Raw genomic sequence first — 22,750 nt, 5'->3', positions numbered from 1 at the left:
CGCCCCGGCGGGTCCCCCCGATGCCGCTGACTCGCCGGGGTCGGCGTCATGGCACGAGTCAACACCGCCGCGAGACGACACGTCGGCGGTTGACCTAGCTTTGGACCTCGCTTGGCACGGGCCCGGTGCTGCGCCGGACGACCAGTTGGGGGGTCACCTGCCGGAGTCTGGAGGATTTGCCCGGTTCCGAGATGCGGTCGCTGAGCAGGGCGGCTGCCGACCGCCCCATCGCCCGCCGCGGTTGGTCGACGCTGGTGAGCGAGATCTGGTTCACCGCCGCCAGATGCGTGTTGTCGTACCCCACCACGGACAGGTCCTGGGGCACTCGCAGGCCAAGCTCGCTCGCGGCCGTGAGCACGCCCATCGCCACGATGTCGTTGGCCGCGAAGACCGCGGTCGGCCGAGGCGTACGGCGCAGCAGGGCCAGCGCCGCCTGCCGGCCGCTCTCCTCGGTGAAGTCTCCGTGCTCGACCATGATGTGCGGGGCCAGCCCGTGCCGGCGCATGGCCATCAGATATCCCTCACAGCGGCAGCGGGCGGCCGACGACGGCGTCCCCTCGATGTGCGCGATCTGCCGGTGACCGAGTTCCACCAGATGGTCGACGGCCAGCCTCGCCCCGAGCTGGTCGTCGTCGACGACGATGTCGATGCCCTCGAGCTCCACGTCGCGTTCGCCCACCACCACCGTCGGGGTGTAGGCGGCGGCCTCGGCGAGTGTGTCGCTGGACGGGGCGATGCCCAACATGACCAGGCCGTCCACGCGTAGTTCCAGGAACGCCTCCACGGCCTCGTCCTCGAACGCCGGATCCCAACGGCCGCTGCCGATCAGTAATCGCAGACCGTCGCCGTGCAGGCTCTCCTGCAGTCCGTCCAGGAACTCGGCGTAGAACGGGTTGTGCAGATCGGCCACCAGGGCGCCCACCAGGTGGGTGCGGCCCTCCACGAGGCTGCGGGCCACCGCGTTCGGGCGGTACCCGAGCTCCCTGGCCGCCTGGAGGACCGCCTCCCTGCGATGTTCGCTCACATGAGGTGATCCCCTGAGCACAAGGGACACCAGCGACTTGGACACTCCGGCACGCTCGGCCACATTCCGGATCGTGGGCCGCGGCCGTGGGCTGAATCCATCGGGCAGCCCGCTGTCGGGCAGCGATACGCCGACGCTGTTCCGGGCAGTGGTCTGCATGGACGGTCCTGACATGGCTCTCCCCACGATGCGTGGACGTGCATCTGACACACCAAACGATCGAGTTGCCCAGAGGGTACGGGTTAAGGCCGTAATGCTGGTTCCTGCCCGTTCCTCCGCGCGTTGGGGATGCCCGATAGTGGCTGGGCGCCGTTGGGAGGTCGGCTTGTTCGCTGTGGGGTGAGTCGGTGGTTCCTGTGTGGTCGTTGGTCGTCAGGGGTGGGGGGCCCTGGCCGTTCCTCCGCGCGTTGGGGATGCCCGATAGTGGCTGGGCGTCGTTGGGAGGTCGGCTTGTTCGCTGTGGGGTGAGTCGGTGGTTCCTGTGTGGTCGTTGGTCGTCAGGGGTGGGGGGCCCTGGCCGTTCCTCCGGGCGTTGGGGATGCCCGATTGTGGCTGGGCGTCGTTGGGAGGTCGGCTTGTTCGCCGTGGGGTGAGTCGGTGGTTCCTGTGTGGTCGTTGGTCGTCAGGGGTGGGGGCCCTGGCCGTTCCTCCGGGCGTTGGGGATGCCCGATCTACCGAATCCGGTTCGGCGACTGAGGGTCTTGATCAGTGCATCTGCGAGGGGAGAAAAGCTGCGGATCGACCCGATAGTGTTCAAGGTGTGGGTGCCACACGCCAGCTGGGAGAGAGCACACGGCGGGTCCGGCGCAGGCTGAGCGTGGACCGGCGGCGGGAGGAGTTGATCGCCGCCGCACTGGACCTGTTCAGCAAGCATGACGCCGAGGACGTCTCGATCGACGACGTCGCCGCCTCGGCGGGCGCGTCACGGGCGCTCGTCTACCATTACTTCGGCGGCAAGCAGGAGCTCTACGTGGCGGCGCTGCGCAGCGCGGCCAAGGAACTGGACGCGAGGCTCCATCCCCGCGGCGCGGAGGCACCCGGCGCGGAGGTACAAGGCGCGGAGGCACCGGGCGGGGAGACGACGCCCGACGAGGCCGGGGTGCGGAGGTGGGGCACCGGTCCCGTGGACGAGATCGCGCGCGGGCTGACCCGCTATTTCGACTTCGTGGAGGAGCACGCGACGGGGTTCGCCGCGCTGCTCAGAGGCGGTCCCGCCAACCGTGCCGGAGAGGTCGGCGAGATCGTCGACGGTGTACGGCAGCGTATGCTCCGGCTCATCTTGAGCGCGATGTGGGACGGTACGCCGGGCCCGATGCTCCGCGTCACGTTGAGATCGTGGATCGCCGTGGTCGAGACTGCCGGGCTCGACTGGCTGGAGCACCGTGACATGGAGCGGGGCGAGCTCGAACGGATGCTGGTGGATCAGATGGTCGCGCTGCTGACCGCGGCGGCCGAGCACGACCAGGAGGTGGCACGGCTGCTGGCGCATCTGCGACGGTGACAGTCCGGCAGGTGTGACAGGTGACCGCTTCGGCGGGAAACGGCCGGGTAGCGGGGAGGCGCCGGGCGGGCGGCGCCGGCCCCCCATATGACCCGTAACCCATGGTGAGCACGGGCTCGTGCTGAGGCGCTCACATCTCCCGACGGAGCGCGTTCGGTTCTCCCGCTTGCGGGTGACGGCCCCGTGTTACTCGGAGCGCTGCTGCGGAATCCCCGCGAGCAGTGCCCGGACCTCGGTCTCCCGGTAGCGCCGGTGACCCCCGAGGGTACGGATGGACGTCAGCTTGCCCGCCTTCGCCCAGCGGGTGACGGTCTTGGGGTCGACGCGGAACATGGTGGCGACCTCCGCCGGGGTGAGCAGTGGCTCGGCCTCGGGTGTACGAGCTGACATTTCTGCGGCCTCTCCTCCGTGTGGACCGGCGACAGCGACGTCTTGGCCGCGCTGGTCCTTTCTGGCGCTTGTCTGGTCTGACGCTTGCCAGGGATGTCAGCAAATGACCCAAATGTGCGGTTTTCCAGGATCATTTGCGGCATCACCCGATGTGACCATACAGCCACGCAGTGCGATTGGCGAGCCCTCCGGGCACAACATCTCGACCACGGGTTGATGTCACGCTCGGTGATTCTAGCGACACGGTTCGTGGTATCGCAGTGAAAACGGCAAACTGCTCAGTTCGTAGATGTGAGATCGAATGTCCTGTGACCAGATCGTGCAGGTCACGGCCCTTTCATTACGATCAGTTTGCCCTTTCCAGGGCCTTGATCGACCTCCAGCGAAGAATGACCCGCTGATACATCGCGAAGGCAAGCTCCTCCTGACCGTTGTCCAAACTCGTGAGAGCGGTGGCCACCTCGGCCACGGACTGGTCGCCCTGGAGCGTGTTGTCGTCCATCAGGTGGACGAGGCCGCCGTAGTCGAGCTCGACCAGGGAGTGGGGGTGGAACTCCTCCAGCCAGCGGCCCACGTCCTCGACGTCGCTCAGGGCCGCCACCTGGCCGACATGCCGCCGGATCGTCACAAGGGCACGGGCCACCCGGCGTCGCGCCTGCGCCATCGAGGTGACGTACAGCATGTTCCTGGGCGGCGCCGTCGTGGTCGGCACGGCGCCCTCGCCGACCGCCTCGGAGCCGAGCACCAACCACCGCTCCGCCGAGTCGAACGGGACGAACCACGGCGTCGGGACATGCCAGGTGCTGGTCCTGATGTGGGTGCGCAGTGAGTGCTCATAGCGCTTGAACCGGTCGAAGTCGTCGGCGGTCTGCTCGGCGATCTTGTCAGGGACGAACCGATCGGCCAGTCTGATGGGCAGGCTGCCGCGGAACGACGTGAAGGCCAGCCACGACCGCAGCCTGCTCTGCCACGGGCAGACGTAGAGCATCTCCTCAACCCGGCGCAGGTACGCGTTCGGGCTCTCCTCCTCCGGGGCCGGCACCGGAGGCACGCACATCAGCCGGCGAAGCGACTCGCCGTGCTCGACCTCGAGCGCACCGGCCCGTCGCGGCCGGGTTCTGGACTCGGCATAGCGGGCCCAGCTGACCTGATCCTGCGGGGCGAAGGCGGTCAGCGGCTCGTACACGCGGAGATAGGCAGCGTAGGGGAGCACACCAGAATCGTGCCACGACGCCGACACCATGTGCAGTACCGTCCCGACTTTTCATGATCGTTTCCTGTGCACGTCGGTAAGCTGAGAGGAGATTCGCCGCAAGGAGGCGGCGAACAGAGGCGATCAGGAGTCACCATCGTGACCGACGTCTTCGGGCTCTCCCACAAGGACGCCAGCCCCGCAAAGGACGCGACCCCCATCCAGCCGGTGAAGCACGAACAGGTCGTTTTCTGCTCTGACGAACGCAGTGGTCTGTACGCGATCATCGCGATCTACAGCACCGCCCTCGGGCCGGGACTCGGCGGCACCCGGTTCTACCCCTACGAGAGCGAGCAGGCCGCACTCGCCGATGTGCTCAATCTCTCCCGCGCCATGGCGTACAAGAACTCCCTGGCCGGGCTCGACCTGGGTGGCGCGAAGGCCGTCATCATCGGCGATCCGGCCACCGCCAAGAACGAGGCCATGCTGCGGGCCTACGGCAGGTTCATCCAGTCGCTCGGCGGCCGCTACTACACCGCCTGCGACGTGGGCACCTACGCCGAGGACATGGACCTCATCGCCCGCGAGTCCGCCTATGTCGTCGGCCGGACCCCCGAACACGGCGGCGCGGGCGACTCCTCCATCCTCACCTCCTTCGGCGTGTTCCAGGGCATGCGGGCGGCGTCCGAGCACATGTACGGAATTTCCTCCCTGAGGGGCCGCCGGGTCGGGGTCGAGGGGCTGGGCAAAGTAGGGCACCGTCTCGTTGATCACCTGATCGAGGACGGCGCCGAGGTCGTGGTCTGCGACCTGTCCGAGCAGGCGGTCGAGCGGGTGCGGCGGCGCCACCCGTCGGTCGAGGTCGTCACCGACACCGCGGCGCTGACCGCCGCCGACATCGACGTCTACGCGCCGTGCGCGCTCGGCGGGTCGCTCGACGACGCGGCCGTCCCCCGGCTCAAGGCCAAGATCGTGTGTGGCGCGGCCAACAACCAGCTCGCGCACCCGGACGTGGAGAAGCAACTCGCCGAGCGGGGCATCCTCTACGCGCCCGACTACCTGGTGAACTCCGGGGGCGTCATCCAGGTGGCCGACGAGATCGAGGGCTTCGACATGGCCAGGGCGAGGGCGAGGGCCGCCCGGATCTTCGACACCACCCTCAAGATCTTTGAGATGGCCGACATGGAAGGCGTCCCTCCGGGGGCCGCAGCGGATAGGCTGGCGGAGCGAAGAATGTCGGAAGTAGGTCGGCTGAGGGGCATTTGGCTCCGACGTTGACCAGCGCCACTGGTACGACGTACCGAGCGGCGCACAAACCAGGTACGGTAATAGGCGAGTGAGAGACTGGCGCCTGAAGTCAGTGCGTCAGTGCGCGGTGCGTTAGTGACGAGGGGTCGGGCACGGCCCCGCATGAGGGGGTCGAGCCAATGGGGCGCGGCCGAGCAAAGGCCAAGCAGGTCAAGGTCGCCCGTCGGTTGAAGTACAACAGCGGCGGAACGGATCTTGAGCGCCTGCGCGCGGAGCTCGGAGTCGTGGACGAGGACGATTCCGGCCGCAACAAGGAGCATGACCCTTACGAAGAGCTGGCAAGTCGCTATGCCGACTACGCCGTCGACGACGAAGACGAGGGCGAGACCAGCGAGCGGCGTGGGCGCCGTTGATCCGTTTGTGAGTGCCAGGTAAGCCGTCCGGTGGGGTTCGCCCCGCCGGGCGGCTTGCTTGCCTGTCCGGCTGATCGGTGCTGCCACCGGGTGCCGGGTGCGTGTCAGACGGGACGCCCGCCGGACACGTGAGTTCGGCACGCTTTCGGGCATGCCGCCGGAGGGATCGCTTCCGTCCGGGCCGGTCCTCCCGCGGGCGTATCGGTGCCGGGCACATCAGCGGAACCTGGCCTGCCCGGAGCCGGCGACGACTTCGCCGAGCATCCAGGTGGGCACCCCGCGCCGGTTCAGCAGTTCCATCGCCCGGTCGGCCTGCCCGGCGGGGACGATGGCGCACATGCCCACGCCCAGGTTGAACGTACGGTCCATCTCCGTCTGCGGGACCTTGCCGTGACCGGCCAGCACCTCGAAGATCGCGGGAGGCGTCCACGAGCCGCGGTCCAGGAGGGCGTCGGCGTCGTCAGGGAGAGTCCTGGCCAGGTTGGCGGCGAGCCCGCCGCCGGTGATGTGGGCCAGCGCGTGGACCTCGGTCTCCCGGATCAGCGCGAGGCAGTCCAGGGAGTAGATCCGGGTCGGCTCGAGCAGCTCCTCGCCGAGCGTCCGGCCCAGTTCGGGCAGTTCCCGCTCCAGGCTCAGCCCGGCGGTCGATATGACATGCCTCACAAGGGAGTATCCGTTCGAGTGGACTCCGCTTGAGGCCAGGCCGAGCACGACGTCGCCGGGCACGACCCGGTGGGGGCCGAGCAGTTCGTCGGCCTCGACCACTCCGGTGCCCGCTCCGGCCAGGTCGTACTCCTCGGGGCCCATCGCGCCGGGATGCTCTGCCGTCTCCCCGCCGATCAGCGCGCAGCCGGCCAGGCGGCAGCCCTCCGCCACACCGCCGACGATGTCGGCGATGCGCTCGGGCACGACCTTCCCGCACGCGATGTAGTCGGTCATGAAGAGCGGCTCGGCCCCGCACACAACGAGGTCGTCGACGACCATGCCGACGAGGTCGATGCCGATCGTGTCATGCTTGCCGAGCCGCTGGGCCAGCATCACCTTGGTGCCGACGCCGTCGGTGGAGGTCGCGAGCAGCGGCCGCCGGTAGTGCAGGAACGCGGAGGCGTCGAAGAGCCCGGCGAAGCCGCTGGCGTCGTCCACGACCTCCGGACGCCGGGAGCGTGCCACCCGCGACTTCATCAGCTCGACGGCGCGGTCACCGGCCTCGATGTCGACACCGGCCGCGGCGTAGCTGGTCATCGCTGGGCCTCCAGCACGAACTTCCCCACTCTGTCTTCCTCGATCGGGATCGGATACTCGCCGGTGAAGCAGGCCCGGCAGAGCCGGTCGGCGGGCAGCGTGGTCGCCCGAGTCAACCCCTCAAGCGAGATGTAGCCGAGTGAGTCGGCGCCGAGGGAGTGCCTGATCTCCTCTGTCGTCAGCGATCCGGCGATCAGCTCGGCCCTCGTCGCGAAGTCGATGCCGTAGAAGCAGGGCCAGGCCACCGGTGGCGAGGAGATCCGTACATGCACCTCGGTGGCGCCCGCCTCGCGCAGCATCTTGACGATGGCGCGCTGGGTGTTGCCCCGGACGATCGAGTCGTCCACCACGACCAGGCGCTTGCCCTGGATCACCTCGCGCAGCGGGTTGAGCTTCAGCCGGATGCCGAGCTGCCGGATGGTCTGCGACGGCTGGATGAACGTACGGCCGACGTAGGAGTTCTTCACCAGGCCCTGGCCGTACGGGATGCCGCTCTGCTCGGCGTAGCCGATCGCGGCCGGCGTGCCGGACTCGGGCGTGGGAATGACGAGATCGGCGTCCACCGGGTGCTCGCGGGCCAGGACGCGGCCGACCTCCACCCGGGTGGTCTGCACGCCACGCCCGGCGATGGTGGTGTCGGGGCGGGCGAGGTAGACGTACTCGAACAGGCAGCCCTTGGGCTCGGCGGCGGCGAACCGCCGGGAGCGCACTCCGCGTTCGTCGATGGTCAGCAGCTCACCGGGCTCGACCTCGCGGATGAAGGAGGCGCCGACGATGTCGAGGGCGGCGGTCTCGGAGGCGATCACCCAGCCGCGCTCCAGCCGGCCCAGCACGAGCGGTCGGATGCCCTGCGGGTCGCGGGCGGCGAACAGCGTCGTCTCGGTCATCCAGACCAGCGAGTAGGCGCCCTTCACCTGCGGCAGCAGCTCGGCCGCCACGTCCTCCACCGGTCGTGAGCCCTGCTTCGCGAGAAGGGCGGTCAACACCTCGGTGTCGGTGGTGGCCCTGATGGAACCCGGTACGACGCTTTCGGCGAGCTGCGCCGTGTTGATCAGATTGCCGTTGTGCGCGAGCGCCAGCCCACTGGTGTCGGTGGAGTTCAGTGTGGGCTGCGCGTTCTCCCAGACGCTCGATCCGGTGGTGGAGTAGCGGCAGTGCCCGATGGCCAGGTGGCCGCGTAGCGTGCCGAGGATGGACTCGTCGAAGACCTGGGCCACGAGCCCCATGTCCTTGTAGACGAGGATGCGGTCGCCCTCGCTCACCGCGATGCCCGCTGACTCCTGTCCGCGGTGCTGCAGTGCGTACAGGCCGTAGTAGGTGAGTTTGGAGACGTCCTCCCCGGGAGCCCAGACGCCGAAGACGCCACACGCGTCCTTCGGAGCGTGGTCCTGGGGGTCGAGGTCATGGCCCAGCCGGCCGTCGCCCTTCAACACGTACATGAGTCTATTTGGACGGCGACGCTGCTCGGACCGGGGGCTGGTCGACTCTCACCGGAAGGATCGACCCCACTTTGCCGTGTCGTCCCTGGCCTTGCCGTGATTTTCGGGAGATTCTGGCCGTTCCGGCAGCCCCTGAAATCACCTATGGAAGGGATCACCGTGGCGACACCCGACTTCCCCGATCGCCCTCGGCAACCCGAATCACGCCCTTCAGAAGGCCCGTCCTCCCCTGAAAGCCCACGCCCTCCCGGCGAAGGCCAGGGCTCCCACCAGCAGCCACCACAGGGTCCGTACGGACAGGGTCCGTACGGGGGGCCGCTGCCCCCACCGCCTTCGGGGCCGGTGGGACCGCCGGGCGGCTGGCCGCCACCGCCGCCGACCGGTGGCGGGCTGGGCACGGCGGCGCTGGTGCTCGGCATCGCCGGTCTCGTCCTGCTGCCCGTGTGCGGCGTCGGGGCGCTGGTCGCCGTCCCCGGGCTCATCGTGGGGATCGTGGCGACGGTCAGGAGGTCCAACCGGCGGCGGGCCGTCATCGGTCTCGCGCTGAGCATCGCGACCCTGATCCTCGCAGTGATCTTCGTGGTGCTGTTCAACAACTGGCTCAGCGACACGGGCCTGCGCGACTGCTTCGATCCGGCGCTCTACCCGGACCAGGAGGCCGTGCAGAACTGCGTGGAGGACAAGCTCGGCGGCAGATTGGGCTAGACGGGTCACCGGACAGGTCAGGACAGGCCCGAGGTCTGACGGAGCGGCAGGTGCGCCGACAGATCGGCCCGGGCCCCGCTCGCTGAGATGCGCCCGGCGGCGGTCGCCTCCGCCCATGAGAGTGTGCCGATGGCCAGCTCCAGCCAGGTCCGCGGGTCGGTCTCGATGACGTTGGGCGGGGTGCCCCGGGTGTGCCGCGGCCCCGCCACGCACTGCGCGGCGGCGTACGGCGGCACGCGCACCTCCACCGACCGCCCGGGCGCCCGAGCCGCCAGCTCGTCCAGCAGGAGCCGTACGGCGAAACGCGCCGCGTCCCTGACCGGTTTCAGGCCGGTGTCGTATGCGGCGAGCACCGCCCGTGCGCACGCGTCCGGCACATCGCCGTCTGGACCGTCGAACGGCGGCTCGCCCAGTTCGGCGAGTTGGGCGTCGAGCGCCCCACGAACCTTCTCCGGATCCGGTCTCCGCGGCGGCATCCGCCCATTCTGCCCGATCACCCCGGCTTCTGCAGGGGGCCGCCCGGCCCGCCCCGAGCAGGGAGTGCGTCGATCGGGGCGTCGACCGGGGGTGGCGCCGCATCCATGACCGCCGCCCGGGGCGTACCTAAGGGGACGGCTCATCCCCTTACCGGGGTGTTTGCGTGCGGTGGTGATGCGCATACGTGATGTGTGCGGTGTCAACTTGTGCGCGGAGTGAATCGTCACTCCTTTGTCTTGAGCACAAAGCACCTCGTGTGCCTCAGAAAGGGAAACCCGTGGCTCTCAAGTTGCCGGGTGGACGCACCATAGGCCTGATGACGGTCGGCGCGCTCGCCGGATCGCTTTTCGTCGTCGGTGGTACGGCCACCGCCTCGACCGCGAGCGATACCGTCCTCTACGCGTGTGTCAACAAGAAGACGCGCTACATGCGCCATGTCGGCGTCACGACCAAGTGCCGGAAGACCGAGTACAAGGTGTCGTGGAACCAGAAGGGTCAGCCGGGGCCTGAGGGCCCGGTGGGCATCGGCGGCACCGGTCCGCAGGGTCCCCAGGGCCCGCGTGGTCTGCAGGGTCCGAAGGGCGACACCGGTCCGCGGGGACTGCAGGGCAGGCAGGGCCCGGCAGGTCCCACGGGTCCGCAGGGTCCGAAGGGCGACACGGGTGCGACCGGTCCGCAGGGCCCTCAGGGTCCGAAGGGTGACGCGGGTGCGGCCGGTCCGCAGGGCCCGAAGGGTGACGCGGGTGCGGCCGGTCCGCAGGGCCCTCAAGGTCCGAAGGGCGACACGGGTGCGGCCGGTCCGCAGGGTCCGAAGGGTGACGCGGGTGCGGCCGGTCCGCGGGGTCCTCAGGGTCCGAAGGGCGACACCGGTCCGCGGGGACTGCAGGGTAAGCAGGGCCCCGCAGGCCCGGCGGGTAAGGACGGCGAGCGCGGTCCCGCCGGTCCCCAGGGCCCGGCCGGGCCCGGCGGCGGCGGTCTGGGCAATGTCTCCGTCCAGACCAAGAACTTCCAATTCGGAGGTCATGGCGGCACGCAGACCGTTTCCTGTGACTCGGGCAAGGTCGCCACGGGCGGCGGCTTCTCGATGTCGGGTGGCAGTCAATCCGGGCAGATCTTCGCCAGTGCTCCCGCGGTCAGCGGTGGTAAGCCGACCGGGTGGACGGTCTCCGGCAAGAACGCATCCGGCACCGCTTACGTGATCTGCGCCGGCTGACCTCGCCACGCCTGGTGCGATTTGGTGGAGCCTGTGGGGGCTCCACCAGGTCCGCACCCTCGATACCCCCGTACGGCCACCACGCGCGAGGCGGTAGCCGTACGGGCGACGGCGAAGGCCCTTCCGGAAGCCTCTCCCGGAAGGGCCTTCGCCGTCGGATCAGCCGAAGATGCTCGGCAGCGTCTTCGTGTGGACCTCGCGCAGCTCATCGACCGGGATCTCGAAGAGACCATCGACCTTGAGCGCCGTGCCCCCGGTGGTGCCCAGGCCGTGACAGGGGACATCCTGCCGGGCGCACAGCTCGGCCAGCGTGTCGAAGGCCTCGGGCCGTACGCAGACCAGCGCACGCGCGACGGACTCGCTGAACAGGTCGACGAACGGGTCGTCGCCGGGCAGGGTCACCGAGCACCCGATGCCGTGAGCCAGGCAGGCCTCGGCGAGCGCGATGGCCAGGCCGCCGTCGGACAGGTCGTGCGAGCCCTCCAGCAGGCCCTCGGCGGCCGCCGTCACGAGCACGGACGCGAGGCGCCGCTCGGCCTCGAGGTCCGCCTGCGGTGGCAGCCCGCCCAGGTGGTCGTGTACGACGTGCGCCCACTCCGAGCCGCCGAGATCCTCCCCGGTCTCGCCGAGCAGCATCACGCGCAGGCCGTCGGCGACGAAACCGTGCCTGACGCGTCGGGAGACGTCGTCGATGACGCCGAGCACGCCGACGACCGGCGTCGGGTGGATGGCGTCGGTCCCCGTCTGGTTGTAGAACGAGACGTTGCCGCCGGTGACCGGCACGCCGAGCGTCCGGCAGGCGTCGGCGAGCCCGCGTACGGCCTCGGCGAACTGCCACATGACCTCGGGGTCCTCCGGCGAGCCGAAGTTGAGGCAGTTCGTCACGGCCAGCGGACTGGCACCCGTGACGGCCACGTTCCGGTACGCCTCCGACAGGGCGAGCTGGGCTCCCGTGTAGGGGTCGAGCTTGGCGTAGCGGCCGTTGCCGTCGGTCGCCAGCGCGATCCCGCGGGTGGTCTCCTGCGCGCCGGGCATCACCTCGGAGATCCGCAGCATCCCGGCGTCGGCGGGCTGGGCGAGGACCGTGTTGCCGCGGACGTAGCGGTCGTACTGTGAGGTCACCCACTCCTTGGACGCCAGGTTGGGCGAGCCGAGAAGGGTGAGCAGGGTCTCGCGCAGCCGGTCCCGAGCGGGACGCGGCAGGCGGTCCGGGGTGTCGGCGTTGAGCGCGGCCTGCCCGGCCGGCTCGGCGAGCGGCCGCTCGTAGACGGGCCCGTCGTCGGCGGCGGTGCCCGGCGGGATGTCGACGATGACCTCGCCGTTCCAGGTCATGACGAGCCTGCCGGTGTCGGTGACCTCGCCGATGACGGTCGCCGGGACGTCCCACTTCGCGCAGATTGCCATGAAGGCCGGGATGTCGTCGGGCGCGACGACGGCCATCATCCGCTCCTGCGACTCGCTCATCAGGATCTCCTCGGGCCGCAGCGTCGGATCGCGCAGCGGGACGAGGTTGAGATCCACGTACATGCCGCCGGTGCCCTTGGCCGCCAGCTCTGTCGTGGCGCAGGACACCCCGGCCGCGCCGAGGTCCTGGATGCCGACCACCACGTCCGCCTGGTAGAGCTCCAGGCAGCACTCGATCAGCAGCTTCTCCATGAACGGGTCGCCGACCTGTACGGCCGGCCGCTTGGCCTGCGACTCCTCCTCGAACGTGGCCGAGGCGAGCACGGAGGCCCCGCCGATGCCGTCGGCGCCGGTACGCGCGCCGAACAGCACGACCTTGTTCCCGGGGCCCGGCGCCGTGGCGAGCTTGATCTGGTCCTTGCGCAGCAGGCCCACGCACAGGGCGTTGACCAGCGGGTTGCCGATATAGCAGGGATCGAACACGACCTCGCCGCCGATGTTGGGCAGGCCGAGGCAGTTGCCGTAGCCGCTGATGCCCCCGACAACGCCGGGCAGCACGCGCCGGGTGTCCGGCTGGGTCGCACCGCCGAGACGTAGCGAGTCCATGACCGCGATCGGCCGGGCGCCCATCGACATGATGTCGCGGACGATGCCGCCGATGCCGGTCGCCGCGCCCTGGTGGGGTTCGACGTACGACGGACTGTTGTGTGACTCGATCTTGAAGGTGGCCGCCCAGCCGTCGCCGATGTCGACCACGCCGGCGTTCTCGCCCATGCCGACGAGCAGCGCCTCCGATTTGGGCGCCTTGGTGCCGAACTGCCGGAGGTGGACCTTCGAGGACTTGTAGGAGCAGTGCTCGCTCCACATGACCGAGTAGATGGCGAGCTCGGCGCCGGTCGGACGCCGCCCGAGGATCTCGCGGACCCGCTCGTACTCGTCGTCCTTCATGCCCAGCTCGACGTGTGGCTGCTGCTCGTCGGGCGTCTCCAGGGCGCGCTTGACGGTGTCGAGGCTCATGCGTTCACCAGCTTCTTGAGTATCGAGGTGAAGAAGCCGCGGCCGTCCACACTCGGCGCGCCGGTGAGCTCCTCGACCGCGTGCTCGGGGTGGGGCATCAGACCCACGATGTTCCCGGCCTCGTTGGCGATCCCGGCGATGTCGTTGAGTGAGCCGTTCGGGTTGCCACCGGTGTACCGGAAGACGACCCGGCCGTCCCGCTCCAGCGCCGCCAGCGTCTGCGCGTCGGCGACGTAGCGCCCCTCGCCGTGCTTGATCGGCAGCACGATCTCCTGGCCCGGCGTGAACTCGCGGGTCCACGCGGTTTCGGTGTTCTCGACCCGGATCCGCTGGTCACGGCAGATGTAGTGCAGGCCGGCGTTGCGGGTCAGCGCACCGGGCAGCAGGTGCGCCTCGCAGAGGATCTGGAACCCGTTGCAGGTGCCCAGCACCGGCAGCCCGCTCCGGGCGGCCGGGATCAGTTCGTCCATCAGCGGGGCGAAGCGCGAGATGGCGCCACACCGCAGGTAGTCGCCGTAGGAGAACCCGCCGGGGAGGAAGACGGCGTCGACCCCCCTGAGGTCGCGGTCGGCGTGCCACAGCGGCACGGCCTCAGCTCCGGCCAGCCGTACGGCTCGCGCGGCGTCCTGGTCGTCGAGTGTTCCGGGGAAAGTGACGATGCCCACCCGGGCAGCGCTCATCGAATCTCTCCTTGAGCGTGGAGACCCCAGGCTTGTGCCCTGGGGAGGAACCAAGCGCGGTACACCTCAGAGTATCGGAGGCGTTCGAGCGGGCGAGCCCCCGGACGAGTCGGATGATCAGACGCCGGCCAGTTGGCGGTCGAGGGTGAGATGGTGGGCGATGGAGTCGTCCGTCCAGTCGAGCTCCTTGCAGAGCCGTACGGTCGTGCCGCGGCCGGGTTTGATGTCGAAGGAGATGTCGTCCACGACGGCCCGCATGATCAGAATGCCCCGGCCGTTCTCGACGTCGCCGCCAGGAAATCGCCTGGGCACGGTCCCCAGACCGTTGCCGCGATCGCTGACACGCAACTCGCAGCGGCCGTTGGCGATGGTGCCGCGGATCACGTATCGCTTGGCCGGCCCGCCATGGCGTACGGCGTTCGCACAGGCCTCCGAGGTGGCCAGGAGAATGTCGGCCACGCATTCCTCGGTGACGCCCAGTGAACGCAGGGTGTCCCCCACCACTCTGCGCACCATGGGGATGCCGATCGCATCTCGCGGCATGGCCAACGAGAACTCAATACCCACCGGACCCCTCCCCGGTGTCGAAGGTCACCAGGGTAGGCTTCCCCGATGAATCGGGGCTAACCGCAAAACCACCGTCCCATTGTTTGCGGTCTGCCCGCCGACGATGTTCTAGACGGACCCTTGCCCCTTTCGGGGATTTATGTCCGGTTGTTAGGGTGTGAATTGCGTCACTTTACTCCTCGACCTTGATCGAGAAGTCTTCGATCACCGTATTGGCGAGCAGGGTTTCGGCCATCTTCCGGACATCCGAAAGCGCGGCTTCGTCGGCCGGGCCGTCCAGTTCCAGCTCGAACCGCTTGCCCTGCCGCACGGCGGAGACACCGGAGAAACCGAGCCGCGGCAGGGCGCCGGCGATGGCCTGCCCCTGCGGGTCGAGGATCTCCGGCTTGAGCATGACGTCGACGATGACGCGCGCCACGTTGTTCCTCCAGGTGGGCGAGGTGGGATGGAACTTCCGGTCAAGCCTACCGAGTTGGCACGGTACGGCCGCGCCGGGCACAGGGTGTCGATGGGGCAGGGTGTGGTCACATGCGGTAGGGATATAGGGAAGGTGTGGGGTCTTGTGCAGTGGGGTGTCGCCTCTGCCACGATGTCCGCAGGAGGGCGTGGCCGCCCACCCAGCGGCCGTACGCCTGAGGAGACCCGGCCTCACGATGGTGGCGACCCCACCCGCGGACGGCCCATGACGCACAGGAGAGGCACGTGACAAGCGACGTCCCTCGTGGTGTTGACGCACCCCAGGATCTCGTTCAGCTGCTCACCCCCGAAGGGGAGCGGGTCGAGCACCCCGACTACGACATCGAGCTGACCACGGAAGAGGTCCGCTCCCTCTACCGGGACCTGGTTCTGGTGCGCCGCGTCGACCTGGAGGCCGTGGCCCTCCAGCGGCAGGGCGAACTCGGCCTGTGGGCGTCCCTGCTCGGTCAGGAGGCCGCGCAGATCGGCTCGGGCCGGGCGCTGGCCGCCACGGACATGGCCTTTCCCACCTACCGGGAGCACGGCGTGGCCTGGTGCCGCGACGTCGACCCGGTCAAGCTGCTCGGCATGTTCCGCGGCGTGAACCACGGCGGCTGGAATCCGGCTGACCACAACTTCCACCTCTACACCATCGTCATCGGCTCCCAGACGCTGCACGCGGTCGGCTACGCCATGGGCGTCCAGCGTGACGGCGCCGATGCCGCCACGATCGTCTACTTCGGCGACGGGGCGTCCGCACAGGGTGACGTGAACGAGGCGTTCATCTGGGCCTCGGTCTTCAACGCGCCCGTGGTGTTCTTCTGCCAGAACAACCAGTGGGCGATCTCCCAGCCGATGGAACGGCAGACGAAGATCCCGCTGTACCGGCGGGCCTCGGGCTTCGGCTTCCCGGGCGTACGGGTCGACGGCAACGACGTGTTCGCCTGCCTCGCGGTGACCCGCCAGGCGCTGCGGAACGCCCGCGAGGGGCAGGGGCCGACGCTCATCGAGGCGTACACCTACCGGATGGGCGCGCACACCACCTCCGACGACCCGACCCGCTATCGGCTGGCCCACGAGCTGGAGGCCTGGAAGCTGAAGGACCCGATCGAGCGCGTGAAGGCCTACCTCTTCAAGAACCAGCTCGCCGACCAGGAGTTCTTCGACAAGATCGACGAGGAGGCCGACGCGCTGGGCAAGGACATACGGGCCCGGTGCCTGGCCATGCCCGACCCGAAGCCGGAGGCGATCTTCCAGCATGTCTACGCGGAGCCGCATGCTCTCATGGACGAGGAGCGCGAGCAGTACCTGACCTACCTTGCGGGCTTCGAGGGCGGAGGCGAGCGGTGACCACACTCACTCTCGGCAAGGCGCTCAACGAGGGCATGCGCCGCGCGATGGAAAGCGACCCGAAGGTCCTCGTGATGGGAGAGGACGTCGGCAAGCTCGGCGGCGTCTTCCGGGTGACCGACGGCCTGCAGAAGGATTTCGGCGAGGACCGCGTGATCGACACGCCGCTCGCCGAGTCGGGCATCATCGGTACGGCGATCGGTCTCGCCATGCGCGGCTACCGGCCCATCTGCGAGATCCAGTTCGACGGGTTCGTGTTCCCGGCGGCCGACCAGATCATCACACAACTCGCCAAGATGCCGCTGCGTTCGCTGGGCGCGCTCAAGCTGCCCATCGTCGTCCGCATCCCCTGCGGCGGCGGGATCGGCGCCGTCGAGCATCACTCGGAGTCCCCGGAGGCGTACTTCACGCACACCGGCGGGCTGCGGGTGGTGGCCTGCTCGAACCCGGTGGACGCCTACACGATGATCCAGGACGCGGTCCGGAGCGACGATCCGATCATCTTCTTCGAACCCAAGCGTCGCTACTGGGACAAGGCCGACATCGATCTGGCCGCGCCGGGCCTGCCGCTCGACCGGGCCCGGGTCGTACGGCACGGCCGCGACGTGACGCTCGTCGCGTACGGCCCGATGGTCAAGACCTGCCTGGAGGCCGCAGCCGCGGCGGAGGAGGACGGGCGCGACCTGGAGGTGGTGGACCTGCGCTCGCTCAACCCGCTGGACATGGGCGTGCTGGAGGAGTCCGTCCGGCGGACCGGCCGCTGCGTGGTGGTCCACGAGGCGCCGATCTTCACCGGTCTCGGCGCCGAGGTGGCGGCGCGGGTCAGCGAGCGCTGCTTCTATCATCTGGAGTCCCCGGTCCTGCGCGTGGGCGGATTCTCCACCCCCTATCCGCCGTCCCGCCTGGAGGAGTACTACCTGCCCGACCTGGACCGGGTGCTCGAAGCCGTCGACCGCGCGTTCGCCTACTGAGAGAGCGGGTTTCTCATGCTCCGTGAGTTCAAGCTCCCCGATGTGGGCGAGGGCCTCCTGGAGGCCGAGATCGTCAGATGGCACGTCGCGCCGGGCGACACGGTGAAGGTCAACCAGACGATCGTCGAGATCGAGACCGCCAAGGCCGTGGTCGAGCTGCCGTGCCCGTTCGAGGGCACGGTGTCGGCCCTGATGGCCGCCGAGGGACAGACCGTCGAGGTCGGCACCCCGATCATCTCGGTGCGGACGGGCGACGACGACGGCGCGCCCCCCGCCGAGGCCGCACCGGAAGCGGCGCCAGAGAAAACCGGGAAGACCGGGAAGACCGAGAAGCGGGAACCGGTGCTCGTCGGCTACGGGGTCAAGGCGAGCGCCACCCGGCGCCGCCCGCGGAAGGCGGCTCCGGCGAACGGCGGTGGCACCCAGGCCACCGTCTCCGCCCCTCCCGCCCATCCTGCGCGGCCGGCGACGCCCGTTCCCGCCGTGCCGGCGGCACCGGGTGAGGCGCGGGCCCTGGCCAAGCCGCCGGTGCGCAAGCTCGCCCGCGATCTCGGCGTCGACCTGACCACCCTCACCGGCACCGGCCCCCACGGGTCGATCACCCGGGCGGACGTGGAGGCCGCCGCAGGAACGGCTCCGCCCGCCGTCCACCGGCGGGAGGCGGGACGCGCGCCCGGCCGCGAGGAGCGGATTCCGGTCAGGGGTGTGCGACGGGCGACCGCGCAGGCCATGGTCGCGAGCGCGTTCACGGCACCGCACGTCACCGAGTTCCTCCAGGTGGATGTGACGGCGACGATGGAGGCCGTCGGACGGCTGCGGCGGCTGCCCGACTTCGCCGACGTCAAGGTCTCCCCGCTGCTGCTGGTGGCCAGGGCGCTGATGACCGCGGTCAAGCGGCACCCGATGGTCAACGCCACGTGGACCGACGAAGAGATCATCGTCAAGCACTACGTGAACCTCGGCATCGCGGCCGCCACCGAGCGTGGCCTGATCGTCCCCAACGTCAAGGACGCGGACGCGCTCTCGCTGCCGGAGCTGGCCCACGCGCTGGGCGAGCTCACCGAGCGGGCCAGGGCCGGCCGTTGTACGCCTGCCGATCTGTCGGGCGGCACGATCACGATCACCAACATCGGCGTCTTCGGCGTCGACTCCGGCACTCCGATCATCAACCCGGGCGAGGTGGCGATCCTGGCCTTCGGCCAGATCAGGGACATGCCGTGGGTGGTCGACGGGCAGCTGGCCGTGCGCAAGGTCACCACGCTGGCGCTGTCGTTCGACCACCGGGTGGTCGACGGCGAGCTGGGCTCCCGTATGCTGCGTGACGTGGGCGACATGCTGGAGGACCCGCTGCGCATGCTCGCCTGGAGCTGACGCCCGACCTCGACGGCCCGTGCGGCGAGGCAGGCCCCACGGCGGGGCAAGGTTGTACGGCGTGGCACGCGAGCGGGGCCGGGGGCCGTCCAGCGGTCCCCGGCTCCGTCGTCGTCACGCTCCGGCCGCGCGCCGCCGACCGTCGGCCGTCTCCCCGACGGCCCGCAGCCGCCCCTCATCGGATATCCGATGAGGGGCGAATCACGGTTCACCCCGGGCGGGCTCGCGTCGATGAATCGGCCCGGGCTGTGAGAGGGTGGGTGGACGCGACGGAGAGAGGAAGACCATGTTCCGGCATGTGGTGCTGCTGAGCTGGATCGAGGACGCCACCGAGGAACAGAAGGCGGAGGTGGCCAAGCGGCTGCGCGACCTGCCCGGGGTGATCCCGGAGCTGCGCGGCTACGTGGTGGGGCCCGACGCCGGGGTCGGCCGGGGCAACTTCTCCTTCGCGGTCGTCGCCGACTTCGACTCCCCCGAGGACTACGCCATCTACCGCGATCATCCGGCGCACCGCGCCGTGATCGACGAGTGCATCACGCCCATCCTCGCGAGCCGCGCCGCCGTGCAGTACCACACCGCCTGACATCGGAGCCCGCGCCGGGTCACACGTCGGGCCGGTTCTCCTGATCCAGGAGCTGCCGATCGGAGGTCTCGCCGCGCCGGGAGCCGAGGACGATGCTGAGCAGCAGACCGGCGGCTCCGACGCACATGAAGATCACCCCGATGACATCGATGTGCACGGAGTCGCCCAGGACGTCGGGCTCGATGGCGAACTTCAGGATCGCGCCGAGCGTGATGAAGAAGATACTGACCCCGATGCCCATCGTGCGACCTCCGGGACGCTGGTAGTAGCGAGGTAAAGGCTTCGTACGGAATCGGTCATACCCGGCCCGCGCGACCACACTACCGGTGGCGTCTAACGGATCTCCTTCCAAACCGGGTACGGCCGCCGCCCGGAGGGGCGACGGCCGTACGAACCAGGCGGCGGGTCAGCCGGTGATCGAGGTGCTGAAGCCGGGGTTGGCCGACAGCCACTCGTCCACGGCCTTCTCCTCCTCACCCTTCTTGTGGGTGTTGAGGAGCAGGTCCTCCAGGGAGCCGAGCTGCTCGTCGGTCATGGTGAACTTCTTCAGCCAGCCGGCCACCTCGGGGAAGTCGGCGCTGAAGCCCTTGCGGCCGATCACATGGATCTCCTCGGCCGCTCCGAGCAGGCCCTTGGGGTCTTCGAGGTCCCGGATCGGGAACTTGGCATAGGCCCAGTGGGGACGCCACAGGGTGACCGCGATCGGCTTCTCGGCCTCGACGGCCTTCTTCAGCTCGGCCAGCATCGCCGCGGTGGAGGACTTCAGCAGCTTGTAGTCGCCGTCCAGCCCATAACCGGGCATGACCTCCTTCTCGGTGACGCGGGTCAGACCGGCGCCGGGCTCGATACCCACGATCTTCCCGTCCAGTTCACCGGCCTTGGACTTGAGGTCCTCGACGGTCTTGACGTCCGTCATGTAGTCGGGCACGGCCAGGGTGAGCTTGGCGTTGTCGTACCAGACCTGCAGGTCTTCCAGGTCGTCGCCGTACTTCTGCATGTAGTCGGCGTGCGTGATGGGCTGCCAGGAGTCGAAGAACAGGTCGATGTCGCCCTTGGCGACGCCGGCGTAGAGCGGGGCCACGTCGGGGTTGACCAGCTTGACCTCATAGCCCTTGGTCTCGAGGATCTTCTTCCAGAGGTGGGTGACGACGATGTCCTCGTCCCATGGAATCCACCCGATCGTGATGGCCTTCTTGGGGGTGTCGTCGCCCTGCGGGACGGCCGATGTCTCACCGCCGCCGCTCCCGCCACAGCCCGCGGCGAGTACGGCGAGGGCGACAGTAGCAGCGATCATGGTCAGGAGGCGTCGGGGGCCTCTGACGATCCGCACAGTGGGGTCCTTCCTATTGGTGTTGCTCATACATCGGGTGAGGCGTTCAGGCGTGCTGGGCGGTCCTTTCCGCGCGCGCGACGGCGGAACGTGCGCCCAGACCGGCGGTTACCCGGTCGAGGTAAATGGCGAGAATGACCACGGCGAGGCCGCCTTCGAAACCGCTGGCGATCTGCAGCCGGGTGATGCTTTCGAGCACGACTCCGCCGAGTCCACCGGCACCGACCATTCCGGAGATGACCACCATTGACAGGGCGAGCATGATGACCTGGTTGACCCCGGCCATGATGGACGGCAACGCGAGGGGGATCTGCACACGGCCCAGGATCTGCGCGGGTGGCGCGCCGAAGGCCTCGCCGGCCTCCACCATCTCGGGGTTCACCTGCCGGATGCCGAGCTCGGTGAGGCGCACGCCGGGCGGCATGGCGAAGATGATCGTGGCGACGATGCCGGGTACGACGCCGATGCTGAACAGCACAACGGCGGGGATCAGGTAGACGAAGGCCGGCATCGTCTGCATGAAGTCGAGCACCGGCCGGACCATCTTGCTGAAGGCGTCGTTCCTGGCGGCCAGCACGCCGAGGGGGAAGGCGATCACACCGGCCACCAGGCTGGCCACCAGGACCAGCGCCAGGCTGATCATCGCCGCCTCCCATTGGCCCATGGAGTCGATCAGCGCCACCATGACCAGCGAGATCAGGCCGAACCGCCAGCCGCGCAGCCACCAGCCGAGACCGGCCATCAAGGCGATCGTGACGAGAGTGGGTGGTGCGAGGAGCATCGAGACCAGGGTCGAGACCCCGCTCTCGAGGACGTTCTCCACCCAGGCGAACGCGGGCGCGAAATTGGCGGTCAGCCAGTCCACACCGCTCTCGAACACCTCGCCCAGGGGGATACGGGGAAGCCGGCCGTCAGCCAAGGGACACCTTCCGCTCTCGTCCGGTATGTCGGCCGGCTAGCGCGTTGAGCAGCGTCTCCCGGGGAATCACGCCGAGCGGCGTGCCGTCGTCGTCCACGACGGCGAGCGGAGCGGCACTCTGCGCGGCGGGGGCGAGCAGCTCCGCGAGCGGGGTCCGGGCCGGTACGGCGATCCCCTCGTCGGGGGGCGGCGTCTCGCCGGGCGGCAGCATGATGGCCTGTGCGGTGAGGATCGTGCCGCGGTCGACGTTCTGCACGAACCGGGTGACGTAGTCGTCGGCGGGATCGCTGAGGATCTCCTGCGGGGTGCCGATCTGCACGATCCGGCCCTCCCGCATCACGGCGATTCGATCGCCGATGCGCATCGCCTCGGCCAGATCGTGCGTGATGAACACGATGGTCTTGTCCAGGCTCCGCTGGAGGCTCAGGAGTTGGTCTTGCATATCCCGGCGGATGAGCGGGTCCAGAGCGCTGAACGCCTCGTCCATCAGCAGGATGCCGGTCTCGGCGGCCAGCGCGCGGGCCAGGCCGACCCGCTGCCGCATCCCGCCGGACAGCTGGCCCGGCAGCCGGTCCGCCCAGTCCGTCAGGCCGACCAGGCCGAGGAACTCACGGGCCTTCGCCAGCCGCTCCGCTTTCGGGACGCCACGCACCTCCAGTGCGTACGCGGCGTTCTCCACCACGCTGCGATGGGGGAACAGGGCGAAATTCTGGAAGACCATGCTCACCGCGCGCTGCCGAAGGTTCCGCAGTTCCTTCGCTTTCAGCGCGGTGATCTCCTCTCCGGAGATATGAATGCGACCCGATGTCGGGGTGCACAGACCGTTCAACATCCGGAGCATGGTAGACTTTCCGGACCCGGAAAGTCCCATGACGACGAATATCTCGCCTGGCTGCACATCGAATGTCGCATTGAGGACGGCAGGCGTGGCTCCGGTGGCTCGAATTTCCTCGATGGAAGCCCCTTCGGCGAGCAGGCGGGCGACCTGCTCAGGTTTTCTGCAGAAAACCTTGTGAACTCCCTCGGCGCGTATTTCCGGCACGGTGATTGCTTCGCCTCGCGGCGTTTCCTCCCCCTGAATGAAATTGCTCGGGCCGAGATTTTCACCATATCCTGGGATCATTACGTACAGAGGTCGGATGGTCACGGGAAGGTGGCGGGGGGGTCAAGGACACCGTTACCTGGAGGTGGTAGACGTCGGTCAGGGCGGGAAATTGTTGTGGCTTATACCACAAAACTGAATCTCAGTTGAAATCTG

22 protein-coding genes and 1 pseudogene are annotated in these 22,750 nt (G+C 68.9%); 9 read left to right on the top strand and 14 right to left on the bottom strand.

The window, feature by feature from the left end; all coding sequences use genetic code 11:
* Nucleotides 1-94: 94 nt before the first annotated feature.
* Nucleotides 95-1,198, bottom strand: coding sequence for a LacI family DNA-binding transcriptional regulator (locus ACQP1K_RS25885; protein ID WP_433498289.1), 1,104 nt, complete (start codon nt 1,196-1,198; stop codon nt 95-97).
* Nucleotides 1,199-1,784: 586 nt separating this feature from the next.
* On the opposite strand from ACQP1K_RS25885, the gene ACQP1K_RS25880 reads away from it, so the two are divergent.
* Nucleotides 1,785-2,525, top strand: a complete 741-nt coding sequence (locus ACQP1K_RS25880) for a TetR/AcrR family transcriptional regulator (RefSeq protein WP_433498288.1) — start codon at nt 1,785-1,787, stop codon at nt 2,523-2,525.
* Nucleotides 2,526-2,711: 186 nt separating this feature from the next.
* Here the strand turns inward: ACQP1K_RS25880 and bldC are convergent, their stop codons facing one another.
* The gene (gene bldC, locus ACQP1K_RS25875) at nt 2,712-2,915 is read right to left on the bottom strand and encodes a developmental transcriptional regulator BldC (RefSeq protein ID WP_013133571.1); all 204 of its coding nucleotides are present in this window, start codon (nt 2,913-2,915) and stop codon (nt 2,712-2,714) included.
* Nucleotides 2,916-3,261: 346 nt separating this feature from the next.
* A complete protein-coding gene (locus ACQP1K_RS25870) occupies nt 3,262-4,128 on the bottom strand; it encodes a hypothetical protein (RefSeq protein ID WP_433498287.1) in 867 nt (288 codons plus the stop codon).
* A 138-nt stretch (nt 4,129-4,266) separates the two neighbouring features.
* On the opposite strand from ACQP1K_RS25870, the gene ACQP1K_RS25865 reads away from it, so the two are divergent.
* Nucleotides 4,267-5,385: a Leu/Phe/Val dehydrogenase gene (locus ACQP1K_RS25865; RefSeq protein WP_433498286.1), complete on the top strand. Its 1,119-nt coding sequence runs from the start codon at nt 4,267-4,269 to the stop codon at nt 5,383-5,385.
* Nucleotides 5,386-5,534: 149 nt separating this feature from the next.
* Nucleotides 5,535-5,768, top strand: coding sequence for a DUF3073 domain-containing protein (locus ACQP1K_RS25860; protein WP_433498285.1), 234 nt, complete (start codon nt 5,535-5,537; stop codon nt 5,766-5,768).
* A 216-nt stretch (nt 5,769-5,984) separates the two neighbouring features.
* Here ACQP1K_RS25860 and purM read toward each other — a convergent pair whose 3' ends face one another.
* Both purM and purF read right to left on the bottom strand, forming a co-directional pair.
* The gene (gene purM, locus ACQP1K_RS25855) at nt 5,985-7,010 is read right to left on the bottom strand and encodes a phosphoribosylformylglycinamidine cyclo-ligase (protein ID WP_433498284.1); all 1,026 of its coding nucleotides are present in this window, start codon (nt 7,008-7,010) and stop codon (nt 5,985-5,987) included.
* Nucleotides 7,007-8,449 (bottom strand): amidophosphoribosyltransferase, encoded by a 1,443-nt coding sequence (gene purF, locus ACQP1K_RS25850; RefSeq protein ID WP_433498283.1) that lies wholly within the window; start codon nt 8,447-8,449, stop codon nt 7,007-7,009. Before purF ends, purM begins: the two co-directional genes overlap by 4 nt.
* Nucleotides 8,450-8,791: 342 nt before the next feature.
* Between purF and ACQP1K_RS25845 the strand changes: the two genes are divergently transcribed.
* Complete coding sequence (locus ACQP1K_RS25845) at nt 8,792-9,154, top strand: hypothetical protein (protein ID WP_433498282.1); 363 nt, start codon at nt 8,792-8,794, stop codon at nt 9,152-9,154.
* 17 nt (nt 9,155-9,171) lie between these two features.
* Here the strand turns inward: ACQP1K_RS25845 and ACQP1K_RS25840 are convergent, their stop codons facing one another.
* Nucleotides 9,172-9,630 carry a sterol carrier family protein gene (locus ACQP1K_RS25840; RefSeq protein WP_433498281.1) on the bottom strand — a complete coding sequence of 153 codons (459 nt, stop codon included), beginning with the start codon at nt 9,628-9,630 and terminating at the stop codon, nt 9,172-9,174.
* Between the two features lie 317 nt (nt 9,631-9,947).
* Between ACQP1K_RS25840 and ACQP1K_RS25835 the strand changes: the two genes are divergently transcribed.
* Entirely contained in the window at nt 9,948-10,844 is an 897-nt protein-coding gene (locus ACQP1K_RS25835) for a hypothetical protein (RefSeq protein WP_433498280.1), read from the top strand.
* A gap of 159 nt (nt 10,845-11,003) precedes the next feature.
* Here ACQP1K_RS25835 and purL read toward each other — a convergent pair whose 3' ends face one another.
* The 4 genes from purL to purS all read right to left on the bottom strand — a co-directional run bounded on the left by purL (nt 11,004) and on the right by purS (nt 14,930).
* Complete coding sequence (purL, locus tag ACQP1K_RS25830) at nt 11,004-13,265, bottom strand: phosphoribosylformylglycinamidine synthase subunit PurL (protein WP_433498279.1); 2,262 nt, start codon at nt 13,263-13,265, stop codon at nt 11,004-11,006.
* Complete coding sequence (gene purQ, locus ACQP1K_RS25825) at nt 13,262-13,945, bottom strand: phosphoribosylformylglycinamidine synthase subunit PurQ (protein ID WP_433498278.1); 684 nt, start codon at nt 13,943-13,945, stop codon at nt 13,262-13,264. The genes purL and purQ overlap by 4 nt, the downstream gene beginning before the upstream one ends.
* A gap of 117 nt (nt 13,946-14,062) precedes the next feature.
* A complete protein-coding gene (locus ACQP1K_RS25820; protein WP_433498277.1) occupies nt 14,063-14,512 on the bottom strand; it encodes an ATP-binding protein in 450 nt (149 codons plus the stop codon).
* A gap of 172 nt (nt 14,513-14,684) precedes the next feature.
* On the bottom strand, nt 14,685-14,930 hold the full coding sequence (gene purS, locus ACQP1K_RS25815) for a phosphoribosylformylglycinamidine synthase subunit PurS (RefSeq protein ID WP_055482590.1): 246 nt from the start codon (nt 14,928-14,930) through the stop codon (nt 14,685-14,687).
* 284 nt (nt 14,931-15,214) lie between these two features.
* Between purS and pdhA the strand changes: the two genes are divergently transcribed.
* The 4 genes from pdhA to ACQP1K_RS25795 all read left to right on the top strand — a co-directional run bounded on the left by pdhA (nt 15,215) and on the right by ACQP1K_RS25795 (nt 19,243).
* Nucleotides 15,215-16,318: a pyruvate dehydrogenase (acetyl-transferring) E1 component subunit alpha gene (gene pdhA / locus ACQP1K_RS25810; RefSeq protein WP_433498276.1), complete on the top strand. Its 1,104-nt coding sequence runs from the start codon at nt 15,215-15,217 to the stop codon at nt 16,316-16,318.
* On the top strand, nt 16,315-17,289 hold the full coding sequence (locus tag ACQP1K_RS25805) for an alpha-ketoacid dehydrogenase subunit beta (RefSeq protein WP_433498275.1): 975 nt from the start codon (nt 16,315-16,317) through the stop codon (nt 17,287-17,289). The genes pdhA and ACQP1K_RS25805 overlap by 4 nt, the downstream gene beginning before the upstream one ends.
* A gap of 15 nt (nt 17,290-17,304) precedes the next feature.
* A complete protein-coding gene (locus ACQP1K_RS25800; RefSeq protein ID WP_433498274.1) occupies nt 17,305-18,660 on the top strand; it encodes a dihydrolipoamide acetyltransferase family protein in 1,356 nt (451 codons plus the stop codon).
* Nucleotides 18,661-18,946: 286 nt separating this feature from the next.
* The gene (locus tag ACQP1K_RS25795) at nt 18,947-19,243 is read left to right on the top strand and encodes a Dabb family protein (RefSeq protein ID WP_433498273.1); all 297 of its coding nucleotides are present in this window, start codon (nt 18,947-18,949) and stop codon (nt 19,241-19,243) included.
* 19 nt (nt 19,244-19,262) lie between these two features.
* Here ACQP1K_RS25795 and ACQP1K_RS25790 read toward each other — a convergent pair whose 3' ends face one another.
* From ACQP1K_RS25790 to ACQP1K_RS25775, 4 genes and pseudogenes are all read right to left on the bottom strand, one after another.
* The gene (locus ACQP1K_RS25790; RefSeq protein ID WP_433498272.1) at nt 19,263-19,484 is read right to left on the bottom strand and encodes a hypothetical protein; all 222 of its coding nucleotides are present in this window, start codon (nt 19,482-19,484) and stop codon (nt 19,263-19,265) included.
* Between the two features lie 165 nt (nt 19,485-19,649).
* Complete coding sequence (locus ACQP1K_RS25785; RefSeq protein ID WP_433498271.1) at nt 19,650-20,537, bottom strand: glycine betaine ABC transporter substrate-binding protein; 888 nt, start codon at nt 20,535-20,537, stop codon at nt 19,650-19,652.
* An 82-nt stretch (nt 20,538-20,619) separates the two neighbouring features.
* Nucleotides 20,620-21,408: pseudogene (locus ACQP1K_RS25780) on the bottom strand (ABC transporter permease); the annotation flags it as partial.
* A 76-nt stretch (nt 21,409-21,484) separates the two neighbouring features.
* A complete protein-coding gene (locus tag ACQP1K_RS25775; RefSeq protein ID WP_433501648.1) occupies nt 21,485-22,534 on the bottom strand; it encodes a quaternary amine ABC transporter ATP-binding protein in 1,050 nt (349 codons plus the stop codon).
* Between the last annotated feature and the right edge of the window lie 216 nt (nt 22,535-22,750).

Source organism: Sphaerimonospora sp. CA-214678 (assembly GCF_050942215.1).
In the GTDB taxonomy this organism is placed as follows: Bacteria; Actinomycetota; Actinomycetes; order Streptosporangiales; family Streptosporangiaceae; genus Sphaerimonospora.
This window is presented reverse-complemented; position numbering and strand designations above follow the sequence as displayed.

What these genes read in the sequence shown, in the direction of transcription:
- ACQP1K_RS25885 (WP_433498289.1), bottom strand. Translation starts at nt 1,198, where the DNA reads ATGTCAGGACCGTCCATGCAGACCACTGCCCGGAACAGCGTCGGCGTA.
- bldC (WP_013133571.1), bottom strand. Translation starts at nt 2,915, where the DNA reads ATGTCAGCTCGTACACCCGAGGCCGAGCCACTGCTCACCCCGGCGGAG.
- ACQP1K_RS25860 (WP_433498285.1), top strand. Translation starts at nt 5,535, where the DNA reads ATGGGGCGCGGCCGAGCAAAGGCCAAGCAGGTCAAGGTCGCCCGTCGG.
- purM (WP_433498284.1), bottom strand. Translation starts at nt 7,010, where the DNA reads ATGACCAGCTACGCCGCGGCCGGTGTCGACATCGAGGCCGGTGACCGC.
- purF (WP_433498283.1), bottom strand. Translation starts at nt 8,449, where the DNA reads ATGTACGTGTTGAAGGGCGACGGCCGGCTGGGCCATGACCTCGACCCC.
- ACQP1K_RS25840 (WP_433498281.1), bottom strand. Translation starts at nt 9,630, where the DNA reads ATGCCGCCGCGGAGACCGGATCCGGAGAAGGTTCGTGGGGCGCTCGAC.
- ACQP1K_RS25835 (WP_433498280.1), top strand. Translation starts at nt 9,948, where the DNA reads ATGACGGTCGGCGCGCTCGCCGGATCGCTTTTCGTCGTCGGTGGTACG.
- purL (WP_433498279.1), bottom strand. Translation starts at nt 13,265, where the DNA reads ATGAGCCTCGACACCGTCAAGCGCGCCCTGGAGACGCCCGACGAGCAG.
- purQ (WP_433498278.1), bottom strand. Translation starts at nt 13,945, where the DNA reads ATGAGCGCTGCCCGGGTGGGCATCGTCACTTTCCCCGGAACACTCGAC.
- ACQP1K_RS25800 (WP_433498274.1), top strand. Translation starts at nt 17,305, where the DNA reads ATGCTCCGTGAGTTCAAGCTCCCCGATGTGGGCGAGGGCCTCCTGGAG.
- ACQP1K_RS25795 (WP_433498273.1), top strand. Translation starts at nt 18,947, where the DNA reads ATGTTCCGGCATGTGGTGCTGCTGAGCTGGATCGAGGACGCCACCGAG.
- ACQP1K_RS25790 (WP_433498272.1), bottom strand. Translation starts at nt 19,484, where the DNA reads ATGGGCATCGGGGTCAGTATCTTCTTCATCACGCTCGGCGCGATCCTG.
- ACQP1K_RS25785 (WP_433498271.1), bottom strand. Translation starts at nt 20,537, where the DNA reads ATGATCGCTGCTACTGTCGCCCTCGCCGTACTCGCCGCGGGCTGTGGC.